This is a genomic window from Zunongwangia profunda SM-A87 (assembly GCF_000023465.1).
Lineage (GTDB): Bacteria > Bacteroidota > Bacteroidia > Flavobacteriales > Flavobacteriaceae > Zunongwangia > Zunongwangia profunda.
In genome coordinates this window covers 4418421-4438916 of the sequence record NC_014041.1, presented here as the reverse complement: position 1 = coordinate 4438916, position 20496 = coordinate 4418421, and the positions used below count along the sequence as shown (strand labels likewise).

Annotated in this window: 15 protein-coding genes and 1 tRNA gene; 13 read left to right on the top strand and 3 right to left on the bottom strand. The window is 37.4% G+C overall.

Annotated elements, in window-relative coordinates; all coding sequences use genetic code 11:
• Positions 1 to 29: 29 nt before the first annotated feature.
• The 7 genes from topA (at position 30) to ZPR_RS19590 (ending at position 9577) form a co-directional block, all read left to right on the top strand.
• Positions 30 to 2567, top strand: coding sequence for a type I DNA topoisomerase (gene topA, locus ZPR_RS19620; RefSeq protein WP_013073533.1), 2538 nt, complete (start codon positions 30 to 32; stop codon positions 2565 to 2567).
• 4 nt (positions 2568 to 2571) lie between these two features.
• Positions 2572 to 3735: a formimidoylglutamase gene (locus tag ZPR_RS19615; protein WP_013073532.1), complete on the top strand. Its 1164-nt coding sequence runs from the start codon at positions 2572 to 2574 to the stop codon at positions 3733 to 3735.
• A 113-nt stretch (positions 3736 to 3848) separates the two neighbouring features.
• Complete coding sequence (porK, locus tag ZPR_RS19610; protein WP_013073531.1) at positions 3849 to 5219, top strand: T9SS ring complex lipoprotein PorK/GldK; 1371 nt, start codon at positions 3849 to 3851, stop codon at positions 5217 to 5219.
• Positions 5220 to 5267: 48 nt separating this feature from the next.
• Positions 5268 to 5930, top strand: a complete 663-nt coding sequence (porL, locus tag ZPR_RS19605; RefSeq protein ID WP_013073530.1) for a type IX secretion system motor protein PorL/GldL — start codon at positions 5268 to 5270, stop codon at positions 5928 to 5930.
• A 40-nt stretch (positions 5931 to 5970) separates the two neighbouring features.
• A complete protein-coding gene (porM, locus tag ZPR_RS19600; RefSeq protein WP_013073529.1) occupies positions 5971 to 7527 on the top strand; it encodes a type IX secretion system motor protein PorM/GldM in 1557 nt (518 codons plus the stop codon).
• Between the two features lie 15 nt (positions 7528 to 7542).
• On the top strand, positions 7543 to 8433 hold the full coding sequence (gene porN / locus ZPR_RS19595) for a type IX secretion system ring subunit PorN/GldN (protein ID WP_013073528.1): 891 nt from the start codon (positions 7543 to 7545) through the stop codon (positions 8431 to 8433).
• Between the two features lie 82 nt (positions 8434 to 8515).
• Complete coding sequence (locus ZPR_RS19590; RefSeq protein ID WP_013073527.1) at positions 8516 to 9577, top strand: NAD(P)/FAD-dependent oxidoreductase; 1062 nt, start codon at positions 8516 to 8518, stop codon at positions 9575 to 9577.
• Here ZPR_RS19590 and ZPR_RS19585 read toward each other — a convergent pair.
• A complete protein-coding gene (locus tag ZPR_RS19585) occupies positions 9559 to 9969 on the bottom strand; it encodes a DUF983 domain-containing protein (protein ID WP_041579190.1) in 411 nt (136 codons plus the stop codon). The two genes, ZPR_RS19590 and ZPR_RS19585, sit on opposite strands and share 19 nt — an antisense overlap.
• Before the next feature lie 66 nt (positions 9970 to 10035).
• Between ZPR_RS19585 and ZPR_RS19580 the strand changes: the two genes are divergently transcribed.
• From ZPR_RS19580 to ZPR_RS19555, 6 genes are all read left to right on the top strand, one after another.
• Positions 10036 to 11952, top strand: coding sequence for an ABC-F family ATP-binding cassette domain-containing protein (locus ZPR_RS19580; protein ID WP_013073525.1), 1917 nt, complete (start codon positions 10036 to 10038; stop codon positions 11950 to 11952).
• Between the two features lie 65 nt (positions 11953 to 12017).
• Positions 12018 to 13154: an efflux RND transporter periplasmic adaptor subunit gene (locus tag ZPR_RS19575; protein WP_013073524.1), complete on the top strand. Its 1137-nt coding sequence runs from the start codon at positions 12018 to 12020 to the stop codon at positions 13152 to 13154.
• A 2-nt stretch (positions 13155 to 13156) separates the two neighbouring features.
• A complete protein-coding gene (locus ZPR_RS19570) occupies positions 13157 to 16354 on the top strand; it encodes an efflux RND transporter permease subunit (RefSeq protein WP_013073523.1) in 3198 nt (1065 codons plus the stop codon).
• Positions 16344 to 17690, top strand: a complete 1347-nt coding sequence (locus tag ZPR_RS19565) for a TolC family protein (RefSeq protein WP_013073522.1) — start codon at positions 16344 to 16346, stop codon at positions 17688 to 17690. The genes ZPR_RS19570 and ZPR_RS19565 overlap by 11 nt, the downstream gene beginning before the upstream one ends.
• A gap of 2 nt (positions 17691 to 17692) precedes the next feature.
• Positions 17693 to 17875 (top strand): CPXCG motif-containing cysteine-rich protein, encoded by a 183-nt coding sequence (locus ZPR_RS19560; RefSeq protein ID WP_013073521.1) that lies wholly within the window; start codon positions 17693 to 17695, stop codon positions 17873 to 17875.
• Between the two features lie 216 nt (positions 17876 to 18091).
• Positions 18092 to 18164, top strand: a tRNA-Met gene (locus ZPR_RS19555).
• 151 nt (positions 18165 to 18315) lie between these two features.
• On the opposite strand, the gene ZPR_RS19550 is transcribed toward ZPR_RS19555, so the two are convergent.
• Entirely contained in the window at positions 18316 to 19578 is a 1263-nt protein-coding gene (locus ZPR_RS19550; protein WP_013073520.1) for a type II toxin-antitoxin system HipA family toxin, read from the bottom strand.
• Positions 19578 to 19898, bottom strand: a complete 321-nt coding sequence (locus ZPR_RS19545; protein WP_041579188.1) for a helix-turn-helix domain-containing protein — start codon at positions 19896 to 19898, stop codon at positions 19578 to 19580. The genes ZPR_RS19550 and ZPR_RS19545 overlap by 1 nt, the downstream gene beginning before the upstream one ends.
• Positions 19899 to 20496: the final 598 nt, after the last annotated feature.

Sequence of the window (20496 nt, the reverse complement as noted above, 5' to 3'; positions counted from 1 at the left end):
ATACTTTTGCACTTACAAAAATGTAAACTATGGCAAAAAATTTAGTGATCGTGGAGTCTCCTGCCAAAGCAAAAACGATTGAAAAGTTTTTGGGGAAAGATTATAAGGTGGCTTCTAGCTTTGGGCACATCGCAGACCTTCCAACAAAAGAATTAGGTGTAGACACCGAAGGGGATTTTTCTCCTAAGTATATTGTATCTAAGGATAAAAAAGATGTTGTTAGAAAACTTAAGGGTTTAGCAAAGGATGCAGAAACAGTATGGCTAGCGAGTGATGAGGATCGCGAAGGAGAAGCTATTGCCTGGCACCTGGCAGAAGAACTTAAATTAAAAGACGACCGCACTAAAAGGATTGTTTTTCACGAGATCACAAAATCTGCCATTTTAAATGCTATCGAAAACCCAAGAGGGATTAATTATAACCTTGTAAATGCCCAACAAGCAAGACGTGTTTTAGATCGGCTTGTGGGATATGAGCTTTCTCCGGTATTGTGGAGAAAGGTAAAAGGAGGTCTTTCTGCCGGAAGGGTGCAAAGTGTTTCGGTTAGACTGATCGTAGAGCGTGAGCGTGAGATTGAAGATTTTACTCCAGAAGCTTCTTATAGGATTGATGCTGAATTTGCTAACGCTGAGGGTAAAACGTTTAGGGCTAAATTGCCTAAGAACTTTGATACCAAGGAAGAGGCAGAGGCCTTTTTAAAAGATAATTTAGGAGCCGATTTTAAGGTGGTCGATCTAACAAAAAAACCGGCTAAGAAATCTCCGGCTCCACCGTTTACTACTTCTACCTTACAACAGGAGGCATCCAGAAAATTATATTTTTCAGTAAGTAAAACCATGACCTTAGCACAACGTCTTTATGAAGCTGGTCATATTACTTATATGAGAACCGATAGTGTAAATCTTTCTGATGATGCCCGTAAAGGTGCTCATCGCGAAATCTTAAAGGCTTACGGTGAAGAATATGCAAAATCAAGACAATTTAAAGGTAAAACAAAGGGAGCGCAAGAAGCTCACGAAGCAATACGTCCAACAAACTTTGCCAGTCACAGCGTAAGGGCAGATCGCGATGAACAACGTTTATACGAATTGATCTGGAAACGTGCTATCGCCTCGCAAATGTCTGAAGCGCAATTAGAACGTACCAATGTTAAGATTGAAGCTAATAAGCACGATAAAGTATTTACCGCTAATGGAGAAGTGCTGAAATTTGAAGGATTTTTAAAAGTTTATTTAGAAGGCAGTGACGACGAAGATTCTGAAGAACAAAACGGAATGTTACCTGATATGAAGGTTAATGAACAACTCCAGAATATCTTTATTAATGCTACAGAGCGTTTTACACGTCCGCCATACAGATATACCGAGGCTTCCTTAGTTAAAAAATTAGAAGAACTGGGAATTGGTAGACCGTCTACTTACGCGCCTACAATTTCTACTATTCAGAATAGAAATTATATTGAAAAAGGTTCTGTGGATGGAACAGAACGTGAATACACGCAATTTACCCTGGAAAACGGAAAAGTATCTGAAAAGAAATTAACAGAAACCGTGGGAAGTGATAAAGGTAAATTAGTGCCAACCGCAGTAGGGAAAGTAGTAAACGACTTTTTAGTTAATCATTTTTCAAATATCCTTGATTATAACTTTACCGCAAAAGTAGAGCAAAGCTTTGATGATATTGCTGAAGGAAATGAGGAATGGACAAAAATGATGAAGGATTTTTATACTGATTTTCATCCACATGTTCAGGATGTTGCCAAGAACGCAGATCGTGAAGTAGGGGAACGAATTTTAGGAGAAGATCCGGAGACTGGTAAGCCGGTAAGTGTGCGCTTAGGAAAATTTGGGCCAATGGTTCAGATAGGATCTGTAGAGGATGATGAAAAGCCAAAATTTGCAAGTTTAAGTCCAGATCAAACCTTAGATACAATTACTTACGAGGAAGCGATGGATCTTTTTCAACTTCCAAAAGAACTCGGTGAGTATAAAGGAGAAAAAGTTGAAGTAAATAATGGCCGCTATGGTCCTTATGTAAGATTTGGTAAAAAATATGTCTCTTTAGAAAAAGGAGAAGATCCCATGAGTGTGGATTTTGACCGGGCCATGGAACTTATTAAAGAAAAAGAGAAAGCCGACGCTCCAATTTACGAATATGAAGATAAGCCGGTTCAAAAAGGAGTGGGGCGTTTTGGTCCTTACCTAAAATGGAACGGTATTTTCATTAATGTGAATAAAAAATACGATTTCGATAATCTTTCTGATGAAGATATTGTAGAACTTATTGAAGATAAGAAACGTAAAGAACGTGAAAAAATAATTCACCATTGGGAAGACGAAGGTATTAGAGTTGAAAAAGCCAGATGGGGAAGATCTAATGTGATAAAAGGTAAGACTAAAGTAGAATTGCCTAAAACTGTTGATGCCACAAAAATTACCTTAGAAGAGGCCAAAGATATAATCGCCAAGAAAGCACCAAAGAAAAAAGCTGCTAAAAAAACGACCAAAAAGAAAACTGCGGCTAAAAAAACAACAAAGAAAACAACTAAAAAAACATCCAAAAAGTAACTGAATGGAATTGGATTTTTTAAGTCCTGTAAGTGAAGAGTTGATTGCTTATGCTAAAAATTTAAGTCAGCATAGCATAGGTGCAAAAGCAAAATTTAATTCGGTATTAAATGGGATTCCTGATCTTAGTGATGTGCAAATCGCTATTATTGGAATTCGTGAAAATCGCTTAGCTGAATCTTATGAAGATAGTTTGCTGAATTTTGATGGAATTAGAAAAGCCTTTTATGGTTTGTTTCCGGGGAATTGGCATTTAAATATTGCAGATTTAGGAGATATACAGCAAGGCGATACTGTAAAAGACACCTATTTTGCAGTAGAAAAAACAGTAGCTGCATTGGTTAAAATGGAGGTGATCCCGGTGATTCTTGGAGGATCTCAGGATCTTATTTATGCGCAATATCGCGCTTATGATACTCTAGATGAGATGGTGAACCTTGTTAATGTAGATGCCCGTTTCGACCTTGGTGATGCAGAACAGGTAATCTCCAATAAATCTTATGTGTCCAAGATTATAGTGAATGAGCCTTATAACCTTTTTAATTATTCCAATATAGGTTATCAAACCTATTTTAATTCTCAGGAAGAAATAGAATTGATGGATAGGCTGTTTTTTGATGCTTATCGGTTGGGTGAGATTAGCAATGATATTTCTTTAATAGAACCTATAATGAGAGCCGCGAATCTGGTGAGTATAGATATAAATAGTATCGAAGCAGGCTCTTTAGGAAGTTCGGTTTTTAAATCACCAAACGGGTTTAACGGAAAAGAGATTTGTGCCATTTCACGATATGCAGGACTTAGTGATAAGGTAAGTTCTTTTGGTGTGTTTGAATATAATTCGGCACTAGGGGAATTATCTAATATGCTTTTAGCACAGATGATTTGGTATTTTGCTGAAGGTGTAAATTATAGAAATAATGAAAACACGGTAGCGGCTAAGCAAGAGTTTGTTAAGTATCAGGTGCCTGTTGATGATGATGTACTTGTATTTTTTAAAAGTCCGCTTAGCGGTCGTTGGTGGATTGAAATTCCCTACGTAGCTAATCGCAATACTAAATTAAAAAGGAGTACGTTATTACCTTGTAGTGAGGAGGATTATTTGGAAGCCTGTAATCAGGTTATTCCAGAAAGATGGTATAAAGCAAAAAGAAAAAACGAAGTTTAATAGATTTTGGCTAGGCCTGGTTATATTGTAATTTTCTTAAAACTATTGTTTTTTAGAAAATAATTAGATAGGTTTACTGCCTTAAATTGAGATGTCTTAACCTAAAAAGTATTATGAAGAAAATTGTTTCGCTAGTTGCTGTTCTTGCTTTAATCTACAGTTGTGGAAGTAATGACAGGGGACAGCTCGTAGGTGCGAAAGGAAAAAGATGGAACCCTGAAGAGCCTTTTGGGATGGTTTTAGTGCCTGGAGGGTCATTTATAATGGGGAAATCTGATGATGATATAGCAGGACAACTAAATGCCCCACCAAAAACGGTTACAGTCAACTCATTCTATATGGATGAAACCGAAATTACCAATGCAGAATATCGACAATTTGTAAATTACGTTAAGGATTCTGTGGTGCGCGTAATGCTGGCGATGGAAGCTGAGCTTGAGGGCGCAACTCCGGGAGCAAGTGGAATTGGTGAGTATGCCTTTGCAGATGCAGACGAATCGAATTTAACGCCATATCAGGAGTATATGCTTGAAACTTATGGGACAGGCAGTGAAATGGATGCTTATGAAAACCGTAAACTTAATAAAGACGTAGACATTATTTGGGATACCGAAGATTATCCGGATGTGGCATATGCCAGAGTGATGGATCAGTTATATATTCCGCAGGAGGATGCTTACAACGGTACGAGAACTATTGATGTTAAAAACCTAAAGTTTAAGTACAGTTGGATGGATGTTGAAGCAGCGGTAAAGGGAAAAGGTGAACGTCGTAATTATATGAAAACCGAGGTAGTTGAAGTATATCCAGATACAGCTGTTTGGATTAAAGATTTTAATTACTCTTACAATGAGCCTATGCACAATGATTATTTTTGGCATAGTGCTTTTGATGATTACCCGGTAGTAGGAGTGACCTGGAAACAAGCCAGGGCATTCGCGCAGTGGAGAACAAAATACAATAATGATTTTCGTAAATCCAGAGGGGATAGCAATGTACCCCATTATCGATTACCTACTGAAGCAGAATGGGAATATGCTGCTCGTGGAGGTTTAGAAGGTGGGACTTATCCTTGGGGAGGTCCTTATACAAAAAATGATCGGGGCTGTTTTATGGCTAACTTTAAGCCATTAAGAGGAGACTATGCCGCAGACCAGGCTCTTTATACTGTAGAAGCTAAATCTTTTGATCCTAATGGTTACGGATTGTACAATATGGCCGGTAACGTTGCAGAATGGGTAAACTCATCTTATGATGCCGCATCTTACGATTATATGTCTTCTATGAACCCAACGGTAAATAATTATGAAGACCCAAGAAAAGTAGTTAGAGGAGGATCATGGAAAGATGTAGCTTACTTTTTACAAGTTTCTTCCAGAGATTACGAATATGCAGATTCAGCAAGAAGTTATATTGGTTTTAGAACGGTACAGGATTATTTAGGTAACGATGTTCCTTTAAACCAACAACCTCCTTTAAGATAAATCAATATCCCCTAAATAAAAACCTTTAAAACTTAGCAATTATTTATTATGGCACAATCAAAAACTAGAGCAAAAGTTATGAATATGGTATACGGTCTTGGTGCGGCTGTAGTTATCCTTGGAGCGCTTTTTAAAATTATGCACTGGCCTTTTGGTAATGAAATGTTAATCCTTGGATTATGTACAGAAGCTTTAGTATTTACCGTTTCTGCTTTCGAACCTGTAGATGAAGGTTACGATTGGTCCCTTGTTTATCCAGAATTAGCCCAGGGAAGTGCAGCGATTACTTCTCCAAGAAAAAAAGAAGTAGTGATCGAAGAAACTAAAGACGCTCAGGGAATGCTTTCTAAAAAGCTAGATGATATGTTGCGAGATGCAAAAGTAGATGCTGCATTAATGACAAGTCTTGGAGATAGCATACGAAATTTTGAAGGTGCTGCTAAAGGTATTGCACCAACCGTAGATGCAATGGCTTCTCAGAAGAAATACAGCCAGGAATTAACTACTGCTGCTACTCAAATGGAAACTCTAAATAGTATATATAAAGTTCAGGTGGAATCGGCTTCCAGACAGGCTGAAATTAACAAAGCCGTGGCAGAGAATGCTGGTAAGCTTAAAGCCGAAATGGATTCTTTAACCCAAAACCTGGCTTCTTTGAATGGTGTTTATGGTGGTATGCTAACTGCTATGCACGGTCAAAGAAGAGCATAATCTTTAGACTTTATAATTAACTAATTAGAATATAAAATAAATGGCATCAGGAAAACAAAGCCCAAGGCAGAAAATGATCAACCTGATGTATTTGGTGTTCATCGCGATGATGGCACTTAATATGTCGAAAGAGGTTTTGGTAGCCTTTGGCTCTATGAATGAAAAGTTAGAGGAATCTAACGCCACTACTGAACAGAGAAATGTCGCTGCTATGCAGGGATTAAAATCTAAAGCTAATGAGCAAGCCGCAAAATATGCAGAGTTAGCTCAAAAGGCTGAGACGATAAATCAACTTTCTCAGAATTTAGACACCTATATCCAAGGCGTTAAAAATGATCTAACCTCAAGTTTAGATGATCCTCAGGATTATCAGGCGATGGATAAAACAGATATTCTGGATGAGAAATTTTTTAAAGGTGGTAAGATTTCTCCAGAGGGACAGGAATTTGTAGCTAAAATTAACGAATATCGTGAAGGAGTAATCAATACTTTGGGTGAGGGTTTTAGTACCCTGAACAATGAAATTGAGCGTAAATTCAATACTGGTGAGCGCGAAGATAGCGAAGGGACTAAAAAGCCCTGGTTAACGTATAATTTTGAAGGTTTTCCTTTAATAGCTTCTATTACTCAATTAACCCAGATACAATCTGATATTAAAACTACAGAGAATGATGTGCTTTCAGCAATGTTAGCAGGGCAGTTACAAGAAGAAGTTTCTATGACCAATTACACCACCTTATTAGAAGCTCCTAAATCTGCTTATTATCAGGGAGAAACTTTTGATGGAGCAATTGTGCTTGGTAGAAGTGATGAGACCACAAAACCTAATAAAATAGAGTTAAAATTAGATGGTAGAACGCTATCAGATAATGATTATTCGCTACAGGGAGGGAAAGTTGTGTTGAATGTTCCTGTGGGAAATGCCGGCGATCATAGCATTACGGGTAAACTTATATTTAATGAAGGAGAAGAGCCTATAGAGGTTCCGGTTAACCAAAAATTTGCAGTGATTCCAAAACCAAATTCAGCAACAATTTCTGCTGATAAAATGAATGTGTTATACCGTGGGGTTAAAAACCCATTAACTATTTCTATGGCTGGTGTCCCAGATAATAATGTTCAAGCTAGTGCACCTGGTTTATCCAGAACTTCTGGAAGTAGTTATGTAATGGATGTAACTACACTTCAGCAAAGAGAAGTAAAGATTAATGTTACAGGAACAATAGATGGAAAAAGCTATCCTTCTAGTTCAACTTTTAGGATTAAGGATATTCCAAGTCCGGTTGGATCAATAAGAAGGGAAACCGGTTCTGTTAAAATGCAACGAAATAGCTTAGAAGGTTCTGAAGTTGGAGCTGAGCTACCAGATTTCGATTTTGATATTGGTTTAAGAGTTACCGGCTTTAGCTTTAAAGTTTCAGGACAACCTACAGTTACAGTTAGAGGAAACAGATTGGACAATGCTGCAAAAGCAGCATTACGTAGAGCAGGTAGAGGTGAAACCGTTCAGATATTTGATATTGATGCCTCATTAACTACCAACAGTGGTTATAAGCTTAAAAAGATCGCTCCGGTCTTTATAGAACTTACGAATTAAGAAAAGGAAAGTATTATGAAAGGGAAATATATAATATATAGTTTGTTTTTGCTGATCGGTTTTTCCGGTTTGTCGCAAACAGCTAATATTTTAAATGCAAAAAAGCCAGAAGATATTGGGAAATCAACAAATGCAGAGCTTACAGAAGCCGCAGATGAGAAACCCCTGGAATATGGCTATGTAGATGATCGTGATGTGCTATGGTCTAAAGGGACCTGGGAGATTATTGATTTGGATGAGCGCGTTAATTTTCCTTTGTACTATCCGGTAGATACACTAAACATTTCTGCTAATAGAAGATCCTTATATGATGTTTTAGTTAGAGCGATCAAAGAAGGGAAGATCGAGAATATTTATGCAGATTCTTATTTTACAGAGAAAAGAACATTAAAGGATATTCAAGCAACCTTATCCAGGGTAGATACTACTAATTATGGAATAGAGCAGTACAACGCGGGTCAGGAGGTCGATGAGCAATTTATTGATCGCAGGGATTTAAGTGCAGCAGATATACAGGAATATAAGATTCGAGGAATCTGGTATTTTGATAAGAGACAGGCAGAGCTTAAATACCGAATTTTAGGTATAGCTCCTCGTGCACCAGATGTTAACTTTATTGACGATTCAGAGCTAAATGACCTTGTAGACCTTTTTTGGGTTTGGTATCCAGATGCAAGGGAAGTACTTTATAAAGCTAAAGCCTATATTGGTAATAATACTACGGTTTCTTACGATCAGCTTTTAAACTCCAGAAGGTTTAACTCTGTAATCTATAAAGAGGATAATGTGCAGGGAGACCGACAAATCAATGATTATATTGTTGATAACAGCTTTATGCAGCTTTTAGAATCTGAGCGTATAAAAGAACAAATCCGTAATTTTGAACAGGATATGTGGAATTATTAAAATATGATTCTTAATAACTATATGAAAAGCGCCTTTTAAGGGCGCTTTTTTTATTCTTACTTTGCATTGCTAAAAATTATATATGCTGGATTATATTATTGTTGGATTAGGACTTAGTGGTATAGCACTGTCTAATCATTTGGAAGCAAGAAAACGGAGTTTTGTTGTTTTTGAAGATGATTCTCAAACTTCTACGAAAGTAGCAGGAGGTATTTTTAATCCAGTGATTTTAAAAAGGTTTACCCTTGCGTGGGAAGGCGATAAGCAAATAAGTTATTCTGTGCCCTTTTATGAAAAACTGGAAAAAAAGCTTGGCAAAGATCTGCTTAAGCCTCTTAATATTTATCGTAGATTCCATTCGGTTGAAGAACAAAATAACTGGTTTGAAGCTGCTGATAATTTTCGGCTTTCTCCATTTTTAAATACACAACTTATCAGACAGGTTAACCCATTTATTCCTGGCGATTTCTCCTTTGGGAAAGTAGAGAAAACGGGTACTTTAGATACTAATTTACTCGTAAGCGCTTATAAGAAACATCTTCAGAAACATCAATTATTAAAAAATAAGCGTTTCGATTATGATAAGCTGAAATTGAATGAGAATTCGGTTTCTTATGATGGTACTGAGGCCAGAAATATTATTTTTTGCGAAGGATTTGGCATGGTAAACAATCCTTATTTCAATTATTTGCCTTTACAAGGGAACAAAGGGGAGTATCTGGTGATTAAATCAGCAGCTCTCCAATTAAAACAAGCCGTCAAGTCATCGATTTTTATTCTTCCGCTGGGAAATAATTTATATAAAGTTGGGGCCACTTACAATCATCAGGATAAAACGCAGCAACCAACTTTACAAGCAAAAGAAAAATTACAGCAAGATTTAGATCAATTGATTACCTGTGAATACGAAATAGTGGATCAGGTTGCCGGGATCAGGCCCGCCACTTCAGATCGTAGACCTTTAGTAGGGAATCATCCAGAGTATCATCACCTGTTTGTTTGCAATGGTTTTGGTAGCCGTGGAGTATTAATAGCACCTTTAATTTCAGAAAAACTTCTCAATTTTATTGAAGATGAAATTCCGTTGCCACCAGAAGTCGATATTACACGTTTTCAAAAGAAATTTTATAAATCATCATTTTGATGCTTCGTTTTAGAAGCAGCATTTTTATCGTAATTTAGGAAAAAATTAATCCAGATATTTCTTGAGAGACGCATAATGATAGGCATAAAGACAATTAGTGTTCCCACAATAGCGAAAAAAGAAGTAAGCAGTCCACCGCCTAGAAAATAATGAGCAATGATAAAAGCGGCAACCGCAAAGGCTACGCCAACGGCATAGCTTACGTACATTGCGCCGTAAAAGAAAGAGGGCTCTATTTTATATTTGGTTCCGCAGTGCGAACAACGATCATGCATTTCGTATACTTGCCCCAATTTAAAAGGGTTTTTCTCTTTATACATGCTCTCCTCCTGGCATACAGGACAGGTGCCTGTAAGAATGCTGTATAACTTAGTGCCTTTCAAGAATTTCATAATATTTTTTTTGCATTACAAATTTAATCATCTTTGCACGAACCTTAAGTTACATTCGTTACAATAATGCTCAATATTCATAATCTTTCAGTCTCTTTTCAAGGAGAATATTTATTTCAGGAAATTAGTTTTCGTTTAGGTGCCGGTGATCGTATAGGTCTTATAGGTAAAAACGGAGCGGGAAAATCTACCATGCTAAAAATTATTGCTGGCGAACAGGAATATGATAGCGGACAAATCGCCAAAGACAAAGACTTAAGAATTGGATTCCTTAAGCAGGATATCGATTTTGTACAGGGACGTAACGTTTTGGATGAGGCTTATCAGGCTTTTGAAGAAATTAAGTCGCTGGAGGCTAAAATGAACGATATAAATCATCAATTAGCAACACGTACCGATTATGAAAGTGATTCGTATACAGAATTAATTCAGGAACTTACCGATGTGACCCATCAATACGAAATTATCGGTGGTTATAATTACGAAGGCGATACTGAAAAAGTTTTACTTGGTCTTGGTTTTAAAAGAGAGGATTTTGAAAAGCTTACCGATACTTTTTCAGGAGGATGGCGAATGAGGATAGAACTTGCTAAGCTTTTGCTTCAAAATAATGATATTTTATTGCTGGATGAGCCCACCAACCACCTGGATATTGAAAGTATTATCTGGTTAGAAAGTTTTCTGAATTCTTATCCTGGCTGTGTGATTCTGGTTTCTCACGATAAGATGTTTTTAGATAACGTGACCAACCGAACCATAGAAATTTCTTTAGGAAGAATATACGATTACAAGAAGCCTTATTCTAAGTATCTTGAGCTTAGGGGGGAGCTTAGAGCACAGCAATTAGCAGCCCAAAAGAATCAGCAAAAAGAAATAGAGCAGACAGAAAAACTTATCGAAAAATTTAGAGCAAAGGCCTCTAAAGCCTCCATGGCGCAGTCTTTAATAAAGAAGTTGGATAAAGTTAATCGTATTGAAGTTGATGAAGATGATAATGCAGTAATGAATATCAGTTTTCCGGTTTCGGTGCAACCTGGTAAAGTGGTGGTAGAAGCGGAACACGTGGGGAAAGCTTATGGGAAACATCAGGTTTTAGAGGATATTAATCTACTTATAGAACGAGGTAGTAAAATTGCTTTTGTTGGGCAAAACGGACAGGGAAAAACCACATTGGCAAAAATTATCATCGATGAGATTTCTCATTCGGGGAATCTAAAACTAGGTCATAATGTTCAGTTGGGGTATTTTGCTCAAAATCAGGCAGATTATTTAGACGGGGAAAAAAGTATTTATGATACGATGGTCGATGCTGCGAATGAGAGTAATCGAGCTAAAGTTCGTGATATGTTGGGATCATTTTTATTTCGCGGAGATGAAGTGGATAAAAAAGTGAAGGTGTTATCTGGAGGGGAACGAAACAGGCTGGCTCTTTGTAAAATGCTATTGCAGCCTTTTAATGTTTTGGTGATGGATGAACCTACCAACCATCTTGATATTAAATCGAAAAATGTACTTAAAGAAGCCTGTAAAAACTTTGAAGGTACTTTGATTATCGTTTCTCACGACAGGGATTTCCTTCAGGGGTTAACCAGTACAGTTTACGAGTTTAGAAATAAAAAAATAAAAGAGTATTTAGGGGATATTGATTATTATCTGGAACAGCGTAAACTTGAGGATATGCGTGCAGTAGAGAAAAGGGATAAAGTTCCAAAAACCGCAGCCAAAAAAATCGCTACAGAAAAGCAATCCTATGAAGATCAAAAAAAATTAAAAGGGCTACATAATAAATTAAGTAAAATAGAGTCTAAAATCTCCAAAATCGAAAAGGAGTTAAAAAAGAAGGATCAGGAGCTAGCAACCAATTATGAGAAAACTATTGCTCAGTCAAATTTTTTGGACAGCTATAATGATAAGAAGAAGCATCTTAAAAGTTTAATGCAAGAATGGGAAGAATTACAGCTAGAAATAGAGGAGATTAGCTAATTTCTTAAAAAATTATGATATTCGATTAAACTTTAACGAGTTTTAGGAGTCCAATTAAATAAGTTATGGATATACGCAAAATAATTCTTTCAGCACTTGGACTCCTACTAATCGTCGGGGCCATCTTTGCAGCTAAATGGATCATCGATAGTAATGTAAAAGAAGATCCTAAAATAAAAAAAGTTGTAAAAAATGTATTTGTAAAAACAGTAAAAAATGATACAGTGCCCATTAGTATTCCCGCTAATGGAAATGTATCTGCGCTACGAAAACTTGAACTTTACTCTGAAGTTCAGGGCATTTTTAGAAGTAGTAGGCATAATTTTTTACCAGGGCAGCAATATAAAAAAGGTCAGGTTTTATTGAATATTGATGCTGCGGAATATGCGGCTAGCGTACAATCAGCTAAAAGTGATTTGTATAACAGCATTACTGCTATTATGCCCGATTTGCGTTTAGATTATCCTGAGGTCTTTGAAAAATGGCAGGAATATTTAAATAATTTCGATATCAATAAATCCGTACCTGCGCTTCCAGAGGTTGAAACCGATAAAGAAAAATATTTTATTAGTGGGCGTGGGATTGTTTCTGCCTATTATAATATTAAAAACCTGGAAGAGCGTTTAAGGAAATACACCCATGTAGCTCCTTTTGACGGTATTCTTACCGAGGCTTTAGTGAAAGAAGGGACACTAATTAGATCTGGGCAAAAATTAGGGGAATTTATCGATCCTTCAGTGTATGAATTGCAGGTTTCTATTGCTAAGAAATTTAGTGATTTGCTGAGTGTGGGGAAAGAGGTTAAACTTCAAAACCTGGATAGAACAAAGCAATACACCGGTATGGTAAGCCGAATTAATGGGAGAGTAAATCTGGAGACACAAACCATTCAGGTATTTATTCGTGTAGAAGGACAAGACATTCAGGAAGGGATGTATTTAGAAGCAATGCTTGATGCAAAGGAAGAGCCTAATGCACTGGAAATCCCCAGGGAATTACTGGTAGAGCGTTCTAAGGTTTATATTGTTAGAGATAGTGTGTTAGATCTTGTAAGAGTAGATCCGGTATATTTTAGTACAGAAACGGTTGTGGTAAAAGGCCTGGAAGATGGTACTAGGATGCTTGCTGCATCGGTTCCTGGAGCTTATGCCGGCCAACTGGTAAATGCTGAAGAAATAAGGGATACCGCAAAAACCGAATAGCTTTGAGAAAACTAATTAGCTACTTTATTAAGTACGAAGTTGCGGTAAATATCGTAATTATAGCTTTCCTTTTGTTTGGAGCCATTGGGGCCTTTACTTTAAAATCTTCGTTTTTTCCATTGGAAGAAAGCCGAATGATAAATATTGATGTCACTTACCCAGGATCGGCACCAGAGGAAATTGAAGAAGGGATTATCCTTAAAATAGAAGATAATTTAAAAGGTTTAGATGGTATAGAACGGGTAACCTCTGTTGCTAGAGAAAGCGGTGGCTCCATTACGGTAGAAATCGAGCGCGACGAGAATATCGATGTAATGCTTACCGAGGTGAAAAATGCAGTAGATCGTGTTCCTACCTTTCCAACAGGTATGGAGCCTTTAATCGTAGCTAAAGAAGAGTCCATAAGGCCTACGATTCGTTTTGCTATTAGTGGAGAGAAAATTCCGTTAGTCACCTTAAAAAGAATTAGTGAGCAAATTGAAAACGATTTGCGAATGATGGATGGGATTTCCCAGATTGAAATCGATGGTTTCCCTGAAGAAGAGATTGAAATTGCAGTTAGGGAAAACGATCTTCTGGCCTATAACCTCACTTTTGAAGAAGTGGCTCAAGCTGTTTCGGGAGCTAATATATTAACTACGGGAGGAACCATTAAAACCAGCAGCGAAGATTATTTAATTAGAGCTAATAATCGAGCCTATTACGCTGAAGATTTACAGGATCTGGTTTTAAAATCCACAACCAGCGGAGAAATTATTAGATTATCTGATGTGGCCAGGGTTTCAGATCAATTTTCAGAAACACCAAATGCTTCTTTTTTTAATGGTAATCAGAGTGTAAATATTACGATAAGTAATACCAATTCTGAAGATTTACTTGCCGCCGCCGCCCAGGTAAATGAATATATAGAAGATTATAACCGCAAAAGCAGTAACGTTCAGTTAGATGTGATTTTTGATTCCTCTATTCGGTTACAGGAAAGAACGCAATTACTGGTAGAAAACGGAATAATGGGCATTGTGCTGGTATTATTTTTTCTCTCCCTATTTTTAAATACGCGATTGGCTTTTTGGGTAGCTTTTGGTTTGCCGGTAGCATTTCTTGGAATGTTCATTTTTGCAGAGCAATTCGATGTAACGATCAATGTTCTTTCGCTTTTTGGGATGATTATCGTTATTGGGATACTGGTGGATGATGGGATTGTAATTTCAGAAAATATTTATCAGCATTTTGAAAGCGGAAAAAACCCTATAAAAGCAGCTTTAGATGGTACTATTGAAGTGGTGCCGCCAATTATTTCAGCAATTATTACTACAATATTGGCCTTCGCCAGCTTTCTTTTTCTGGATAGCCGGATAGGAGAGTTTTTTGGTGAAGTTTCAACGGTAGTAATGTTAACCTTGGTAGTTTCTTTAATTGAAGCCCTTATTATTTTGCCAGCACATATTGCTCATTCTAAGGCTTTAATACGTGATGCACCTAAGCCTAAAACAGCGATAGGAAAATTCTTCGGCAAAATGAGGGATATCAATAAAGTAGGGGATCGGATCATGATTTTTCTTCGTGATAAATTATATGCCCCTACTTTAGATTTTGTGCTTAAACAGCAAATACTGAGTATTGGCATTTTATTAGCCGTTTTAATTCTCACCTTTGGAGCGATTGGGGGGAATATCATTAGAATTACCTTATTCCCAAGTGTAGCCAGTGACAGGATTTCTATTGATCTTTTAATGCCTGAGGGTGTTAATCCTGAAAGAACCGACTCGATTATTACTATGGTTGAAGAAGCAGCCTGGCGCGTAAACAAAGATTTTACCGAACGGCAGACCGGAAATCTATCGGTTATTGAAAACACCATTAAAAGAGTGGGGCCCGGGAACAATAAAGCTTCTATACAGGTGAACCTGTTGCCAGGGGAAGAGCGTGATTTTGGAGCTCCAGAAATCACCAATGCTATACGTGATGAAGTGGGACCGGTTTATGGAGTGGAAAATCTAACCTTTGGGTCTGGAGGGAATTTTGGGGGATCTCCGGTTTCGGTTTCGTTATTAGGAAACAATCTTCAAGAACTTGAAGCAGCGAAGGAAGAATTGAAAACGATTTTTGAGAATAATCCTTTATTAAAGGATGTTAGTGATAGTGATCCAAAAGGGATCAAAGAGATTAATATCCATTTAAAAGAGAACGCGTATGCTTTAGGATTGGATCTGGCTGAGGTGATGCGACAGGTTAGAAATGGCTTTTTTGGTACACAGGCACAGCGTTTTCAGCGTGGGCAGGATGAGATTAGAGTTTGGGTGCGTTATGATCTTGAAAATCGATCTTCAATAAACGATTTGGATGATATGCGCATTGTAACTCCTAGTGGTAATCGTGTGCCATTTGATGAAATCGCGAATTATGAAATTATCCGTGGCACCGAATCGATAAGCCACCTTGATGGGATGCGTGAAATTAGGGTAAGTGCTGATATGGAAGATCCTAATGGAAGCTCTACCGATATTTTGGCAGATATTCAGGAAAATGTAATGCCAGATTTATTAGCAAAATATCCTAGTTTGAGTGTTTCCTATGAAGGACAGAATCGGGAAGCCGGAAAACTGGTAAGTTCAGCTAGTGCAGTGTTGCCTGTTATTCTTTTTCTTATTTATGCAACCATTGCATTTACATTCAGAAGTTACAGTCAGCCTTTGCTTTTAATGATTATGATTCCTTTTAGTGTAATTGGAGTGGCATGGGGCCATTGGATTCATGATTTTCCTATCAATATGCTTTCAGCTTTGGGGATTATTGCCTTAGTGGGAATTATGGTTAATGACGGACTTGTACTTATAGGAAGGTACAATGGTAATTTACGGGATGGATTGAAATTTAAAGAGGCAATCTACGAAGCCGGTAAATCACGCTTTAGAGCTATTTTCTTGACCTCTTTAACCACCATTGCCGGTATGGCGCCTTTGCTTTTAGAAAAGAGCAGACAGGCGCAATTTTTAAAACCAATGGCGATTTCCATTAGTTATGGGATCGCGATTGCTACTTTATTAACCCTTTTCCTGCTGCCCTTATTATTATCAATTACCAATCGTATAAAAGTAGAGACTAAGTGGCTTGCTAGCGGAGAAAGAGTAGAACGGGAGTCTGTAGAGCGAACAATAAAAGAATTACATGAAGCTGAAAAAAATAGAGATGAATACTAAGATTATATATGTTACGGTCTTTTTCTTCGGGTGGCTATCTTTTTCAGCAAACGCGCAGGAACCTTTACAGGATTCCCTGCTTACTAAAGAAGAGGTAATTTCCAGAGCTTTAGAAAGTAATTTCGGTATTAAAATAGCCAGTAATAATGTGGACATTGCAGAAAATAATCAGAGTATATTAAATTCTGGCTATTTACCAAGTCTAAGAGCTGTAGGAGGATATAGTTATGACCTAAATGACCGACTTACCGAGCCAGAAGGAGGTGAAAATGTAGATCAAAGGGGGATTGAAGGAGAAGCCTACAGTACTTCAATAAATTTAGATTATACTCTTTTTGATGGTTTGGGTAGGCTTTATAATTATAAAAGTTTAAAAGAGCAATATAATCTTTCTCAATTAGAAGCCAGAGAAACTATAGAAAATACCATTCTTCAGCTACTAACCGTTTATTATGAAGTTGCCAGGTTAAGCCAGAATATGGAGGTGTTAGAGGAAACCCTTCAAATTTCCCAGGAGAGAGTAAAAAGAGCCCAGTATCAATTTGAATATGGGCAATCCAATAATCTGGTGGTACTCAATGCGAAGGTAGATGTAAATACAGATAGTATCAATATTATTGAAACCCGTCAGCAATTACAAAATACCAAGAGGGACTTAAATGTGATCTTAAACCGGGATATCAATAATCGTGAATTTCAGGTAGATACTTTAGTCGATTTTATTCCGCAGCTGCAAATCGAATCATTTTTAGAACAATCAGCTTACAATAACGTGAGTTTGCTGCAAGCACAAAGCAACATCATTATTAGCGATTATGATATTAAAGTAAGCAAATCTGGATATCTTCCTACGGTTGGACTTACGGGGTCTTATGGTTGGAACAGGAATATTAGTGCCGCTACTGCATTTTTTCCGGGTTCGACCACGACTACAGATGGCCTCTCTGCGGGGATTAATTTATCCTGGGATTTATTTGATGGAGGGCAAACCAGCGTGGCTATTCAGAATGCAAAAATCAATAAAGAAAATCAACAACTTCAAAAAAAACAGATAGCATTACAAGTAGAACGCGATATAGCTAATGCCTTGGGGAATTATGAGAATAAGCTTTACATTTATCGTGTTCAGGAAGAAAACGTGCTCACTAATCAGGATAATTTTAACCGATCTGAAGAACAGTATCGCTTAGGGCAAATTTCGTCTATTGAATTTAGACAGGCACAGATTAATTTGCTGGATGCCAAAACGAGTCTTAATTTAGCGAAATATGATGCAAAGTTAGCCGAACTTCAATTATTACAATTAACCGGCCAGTTGCTAAATATTGAGTTTTAATTATGTTTGAGCACTTTTTTCAATGTCCGTATTGCTGGGAGGAAATCTCAGTACTTTTAGATCCTTCGATAAGACGCCAAACCTATATTGAAGATTGCGAGAATTGCTGTAATCCTATAGAGTTTACGGTATCTTTTCAAGATGGGGAATTACTGGAGTTTGCAGCAGAAAATATTGAGCAATAATCAGACTGTTTAATTTGTTTGCTGTCAGTAGGTTATTTTTTTTGATGTTCTTTGAAGCCATAGAAAATTAGCTATCGAAATTTATTTTAGCTAAAAGAGATCAATAAATTTTTAAAAAAAGTTTTGGAGAAGTAAAAAAGCGTTGTATATTTGCATCCCGATAACGCAATAAGCGATATCGAAACATACTGAAATAAGATATTATACAATATATATCGCGGGATAGAGCAGTAGGTAGCTCGTCGGGCTCATAACCCGAAGGTCACTGGTTCGAGTCCAGTTCCCGCTACTAGCAATGACAAGGCTTCACAGAAATGTGAAGCCTTTCTTTTTTACGATAGGTACAGAATAGGTACAGAATAAGCCCATTTTCAATTTGACATTTCCCTTGATTTCAAATGATATTATTTTGTAGCAAGAAATAGTATGGATGAACTATTTTAATACTTAAATGCATTTTTCATTAATTCCATTTCGTTTCTTGGAATACCTAGATCCGTCGCTATTTGTTCCCATTGGGCTATATTCTGACCAATTGTATTGATAATAGCATCGGCCTCTTTTTCTTTTAACCGAAAATATGGAGCTACTTCTCGTACAAGGTCAAAATCCAACGCATTATCGGTTTCTGAAATATTAAGTTTCAAGCCAGTACCGTTCGGGGTTGGATTAATATCATAAGCCGGCGAAAGTATCCAACCCGAATCCCTCAAAAGGAATCCGTGATTGCGAAGATGATCGTCGGTATTTGATATGGCTATATTAAAAACAATGCGGCTCCATAATTTTTTGAGATCGTTATCAACGTTAGTTCCATTCTGCATCAAAAATTCCACAAGCTCCAAATAACTAACCCCATCTTGATAGTCCGTTCCATCAGTATATCCTAATAAGGTCATTGCAGAAGCAAAGTGAATACGGGTACCAGCGTTGTTACGATCAAATCGTTGTGTTAGAAATGTATGTTGATGGTGTGAGAATTTTTGTATCCTTGACGGTGCCATTTCAATACCGGATTGAATGGCAAGCCGATAGGCAAGCATTTCCCAAGCGCCCATATCCTGACGATCATTTTGACTTGGGAATTTAGCAATCCATAAATTTCCTTCAGTATCCCGAATGTTTGCCTTGGGTCTTGCACCTCCCAAAGAAGATCCTGGTGCCATTAGCATATTGAGCCATTTTAGGTATTCTGGATTGTCAGGGGCATCTTCTTTTTCTAGTTGTAAGCTGGCAAATTCAAGATCCCGAAGTGCAGCGAAAGGTGGTGCTGCCATCGCTTCATCATCATCTAAAAATGCACCATCGGACGTTGTTTTAAAACGAAGTCCTCCCATTCTGTTATTATCATAAACTCCGAGTAGGTAATCCGATTCCATTAAAGTGTTAGGCCGGCGTTCTTCTTTCCTAGCTTTAGCAGCCTCTTTACGCATCATTAGAACTCGACCCCATCGATCAGGTGAGGAATCCAAGAAAATACCGAAATTGGATTTCTCATCAGTCAGGTACTGGGCTCCTTCGAATAATTGTAAATCTGGATCTATGATCTGGGCATAATCCGATTGTAACCATTCTTTAGCATATTCAAAGGAAAATATTTCTTTTCCTCTAGATGGCGTAGCATATAAACTCCCCATTAAGAATGGATCTTCAATTCCATCCCAATGCGCATATACCAATATTTCTTTTCGTTCCTGTGTCATTATTTCTTGGTATTTTTTGGACCACGTTCTTTAACGGTTAGATCGGCATCCTGTATTTTTCTACCCAATGTATCATCTTTGGCCAAAAGCAATATATCCTTCTCCAATCCTAATACTAATAAAACCTGGAGAATAATACCTAAAGAAATTGAAGGACTTCCTTTTTCAAGGGAAGAAAGTGTAGGACGGGAAATCCCTGCCCGCTCTGAAACCTGATCCATCGTTAGTTTCCTGCGTAAGCGTGCCAACTTGATATTTTCTCCTACTGCTTGTAAAAGCTTTTGGTTTTTAGGTAGTAGTATAAGGCTATTTCTAGGCATAACGTTAAATATTTTTTACAAATATATTTAAAAAAGTAAATAGTATTTTACGTTATTGAAACAAATAATATAAGGAGCTTAATTTTGTGCCAAAAAAAGTATTTTTTTAGGACAATTGAATTTGTTACATATATTTTCCACTATAGCGTATAATTAGCCCATAAAGCATTATTCTTTTATTGAGTTCACTCAGCATATTCCCCTTCATTCCTCGAAAAGCTGCATTCCGGGCAGTAGCGCTTCCCTAAAAAGTCTTGGACACCATCACCAATTTCTCCTTTCCACTCTGTTAACTCTTGCCGTCCCTAATAGCTATCGTGACTGGAAAGGAGCACTGCATTTCCAATCCGAAATCGGGAACGGAGTCCGCTAAATTGGAATTCCATTTAATCATTTGGTGCCGCTTCCTATGTATTGGTACTTCACAAAAGCCTTTAGACCTACTCCCGTACCCTCACTGTCCCTCCCTTTTTTTGACAGCAAAATACCAACATTTGGAAGTTGAACGGACTGCATAAGCCAGTCGTGCCTCCTTTTTATAAATCCTTATCAATTCCAAATATTGAAAATGTATCAGCAACAAAAAAAGGTAACAGCG

Bases quoted from the DNA above. Each gene is read 5' to 3' on its own strand.
- ZPR_RS19560 (WP_013073521.1), top strand. From the start codon at position 17,693: ATGTTTGAGCACTTTTTTCAATGTCCGTATTGCTGGGAGGAAATCTCA.
- porL (WP_013073530.1), top strand. From the start codon at position 5,268: ATGGCACAATCAAAAACTAGAGCAAAAGTTATGAATATGGTATACGGT.
- topA (WP_013073533.1), top strand. From the start codon at position 30: ATGGCAAAAAATTTAGTGATCGTGGAGTCTCCTGCCAAAGCAAAAACG.
- ZPR_RS19580 (WP_013073525.1), top strand. From the start codon at position 10,036: ATGCTCAATATTCATAATCTTTCAGTCTCTTTTCAAGGAGAATATTTA.
- porN (WP_013073528.1), top strand. From the start codon at position 7,543: ATGAAAGGGAAATATATAATATATAGTTTGTTTTTGCTGATCGGTTTT.
- ZPR_RS19565 (WP_013073522.1), top strand. From the start codon at position 16,344: ATGAATACTAAGATTATATATGTTACGGTCTTTTTCTTCGGGTGGCTA.
- ZPR_RS19590 (WP_013073527.1), top strand. From the start codon at position 8,516: ATGCTGGATTATATTATTGTTGGATTAGGACTTAGTGGTATAGCACTG.
- ZPR_RS19615 (WP_013073532.1), top strand. From the start codon at position 2,572: ATGGAATTGGATTTTTTAAGTCCTGTAAGTGAAGAGTTGATTGCTTAT.
- ZPR_RS19575 (WP_013073524.1), top strand. From the start codon at position 12,018: ATGGATATACGCAAAATAATTCTTTCAGCACTTGGACTCCTACTAATC.
- ZPR_RS19585 (WP_041579190.1), bottom strand. From the start codon at position 9,969: ATGAAATTCTTGAAAGGCACTAAGTTATACAGCATTCTTACAGGCACC.
- ZPR_RS19550 (WP_013073520.1), bottom strand. From the start codon at position 19,578: ATGACACAGGAACGAAAAGAAATATTGGTATATGCGCATTGGGATGGA.
- porM (WP_013073529.1), top strand. From the start codon at position 5,971: ATGGCATCAGGAAAACAAAGCCCAAGGCAGAAAATGATCAACCTGATG.
- ZPR_RS19545 (WP_041579188.1), bottom strand. From the start codon at position 19,898: ATGCCTAGAAATAGCCTTATACTACTACCTAAAAACCAAAAGCTTTTA.
- porK (WP_013073531.1), top strand. From the start codon at position 3,849: ATGAAGAAAATTGTTTCGCTAGTTGCTGTTCTTGCTTTAATCTACAGT.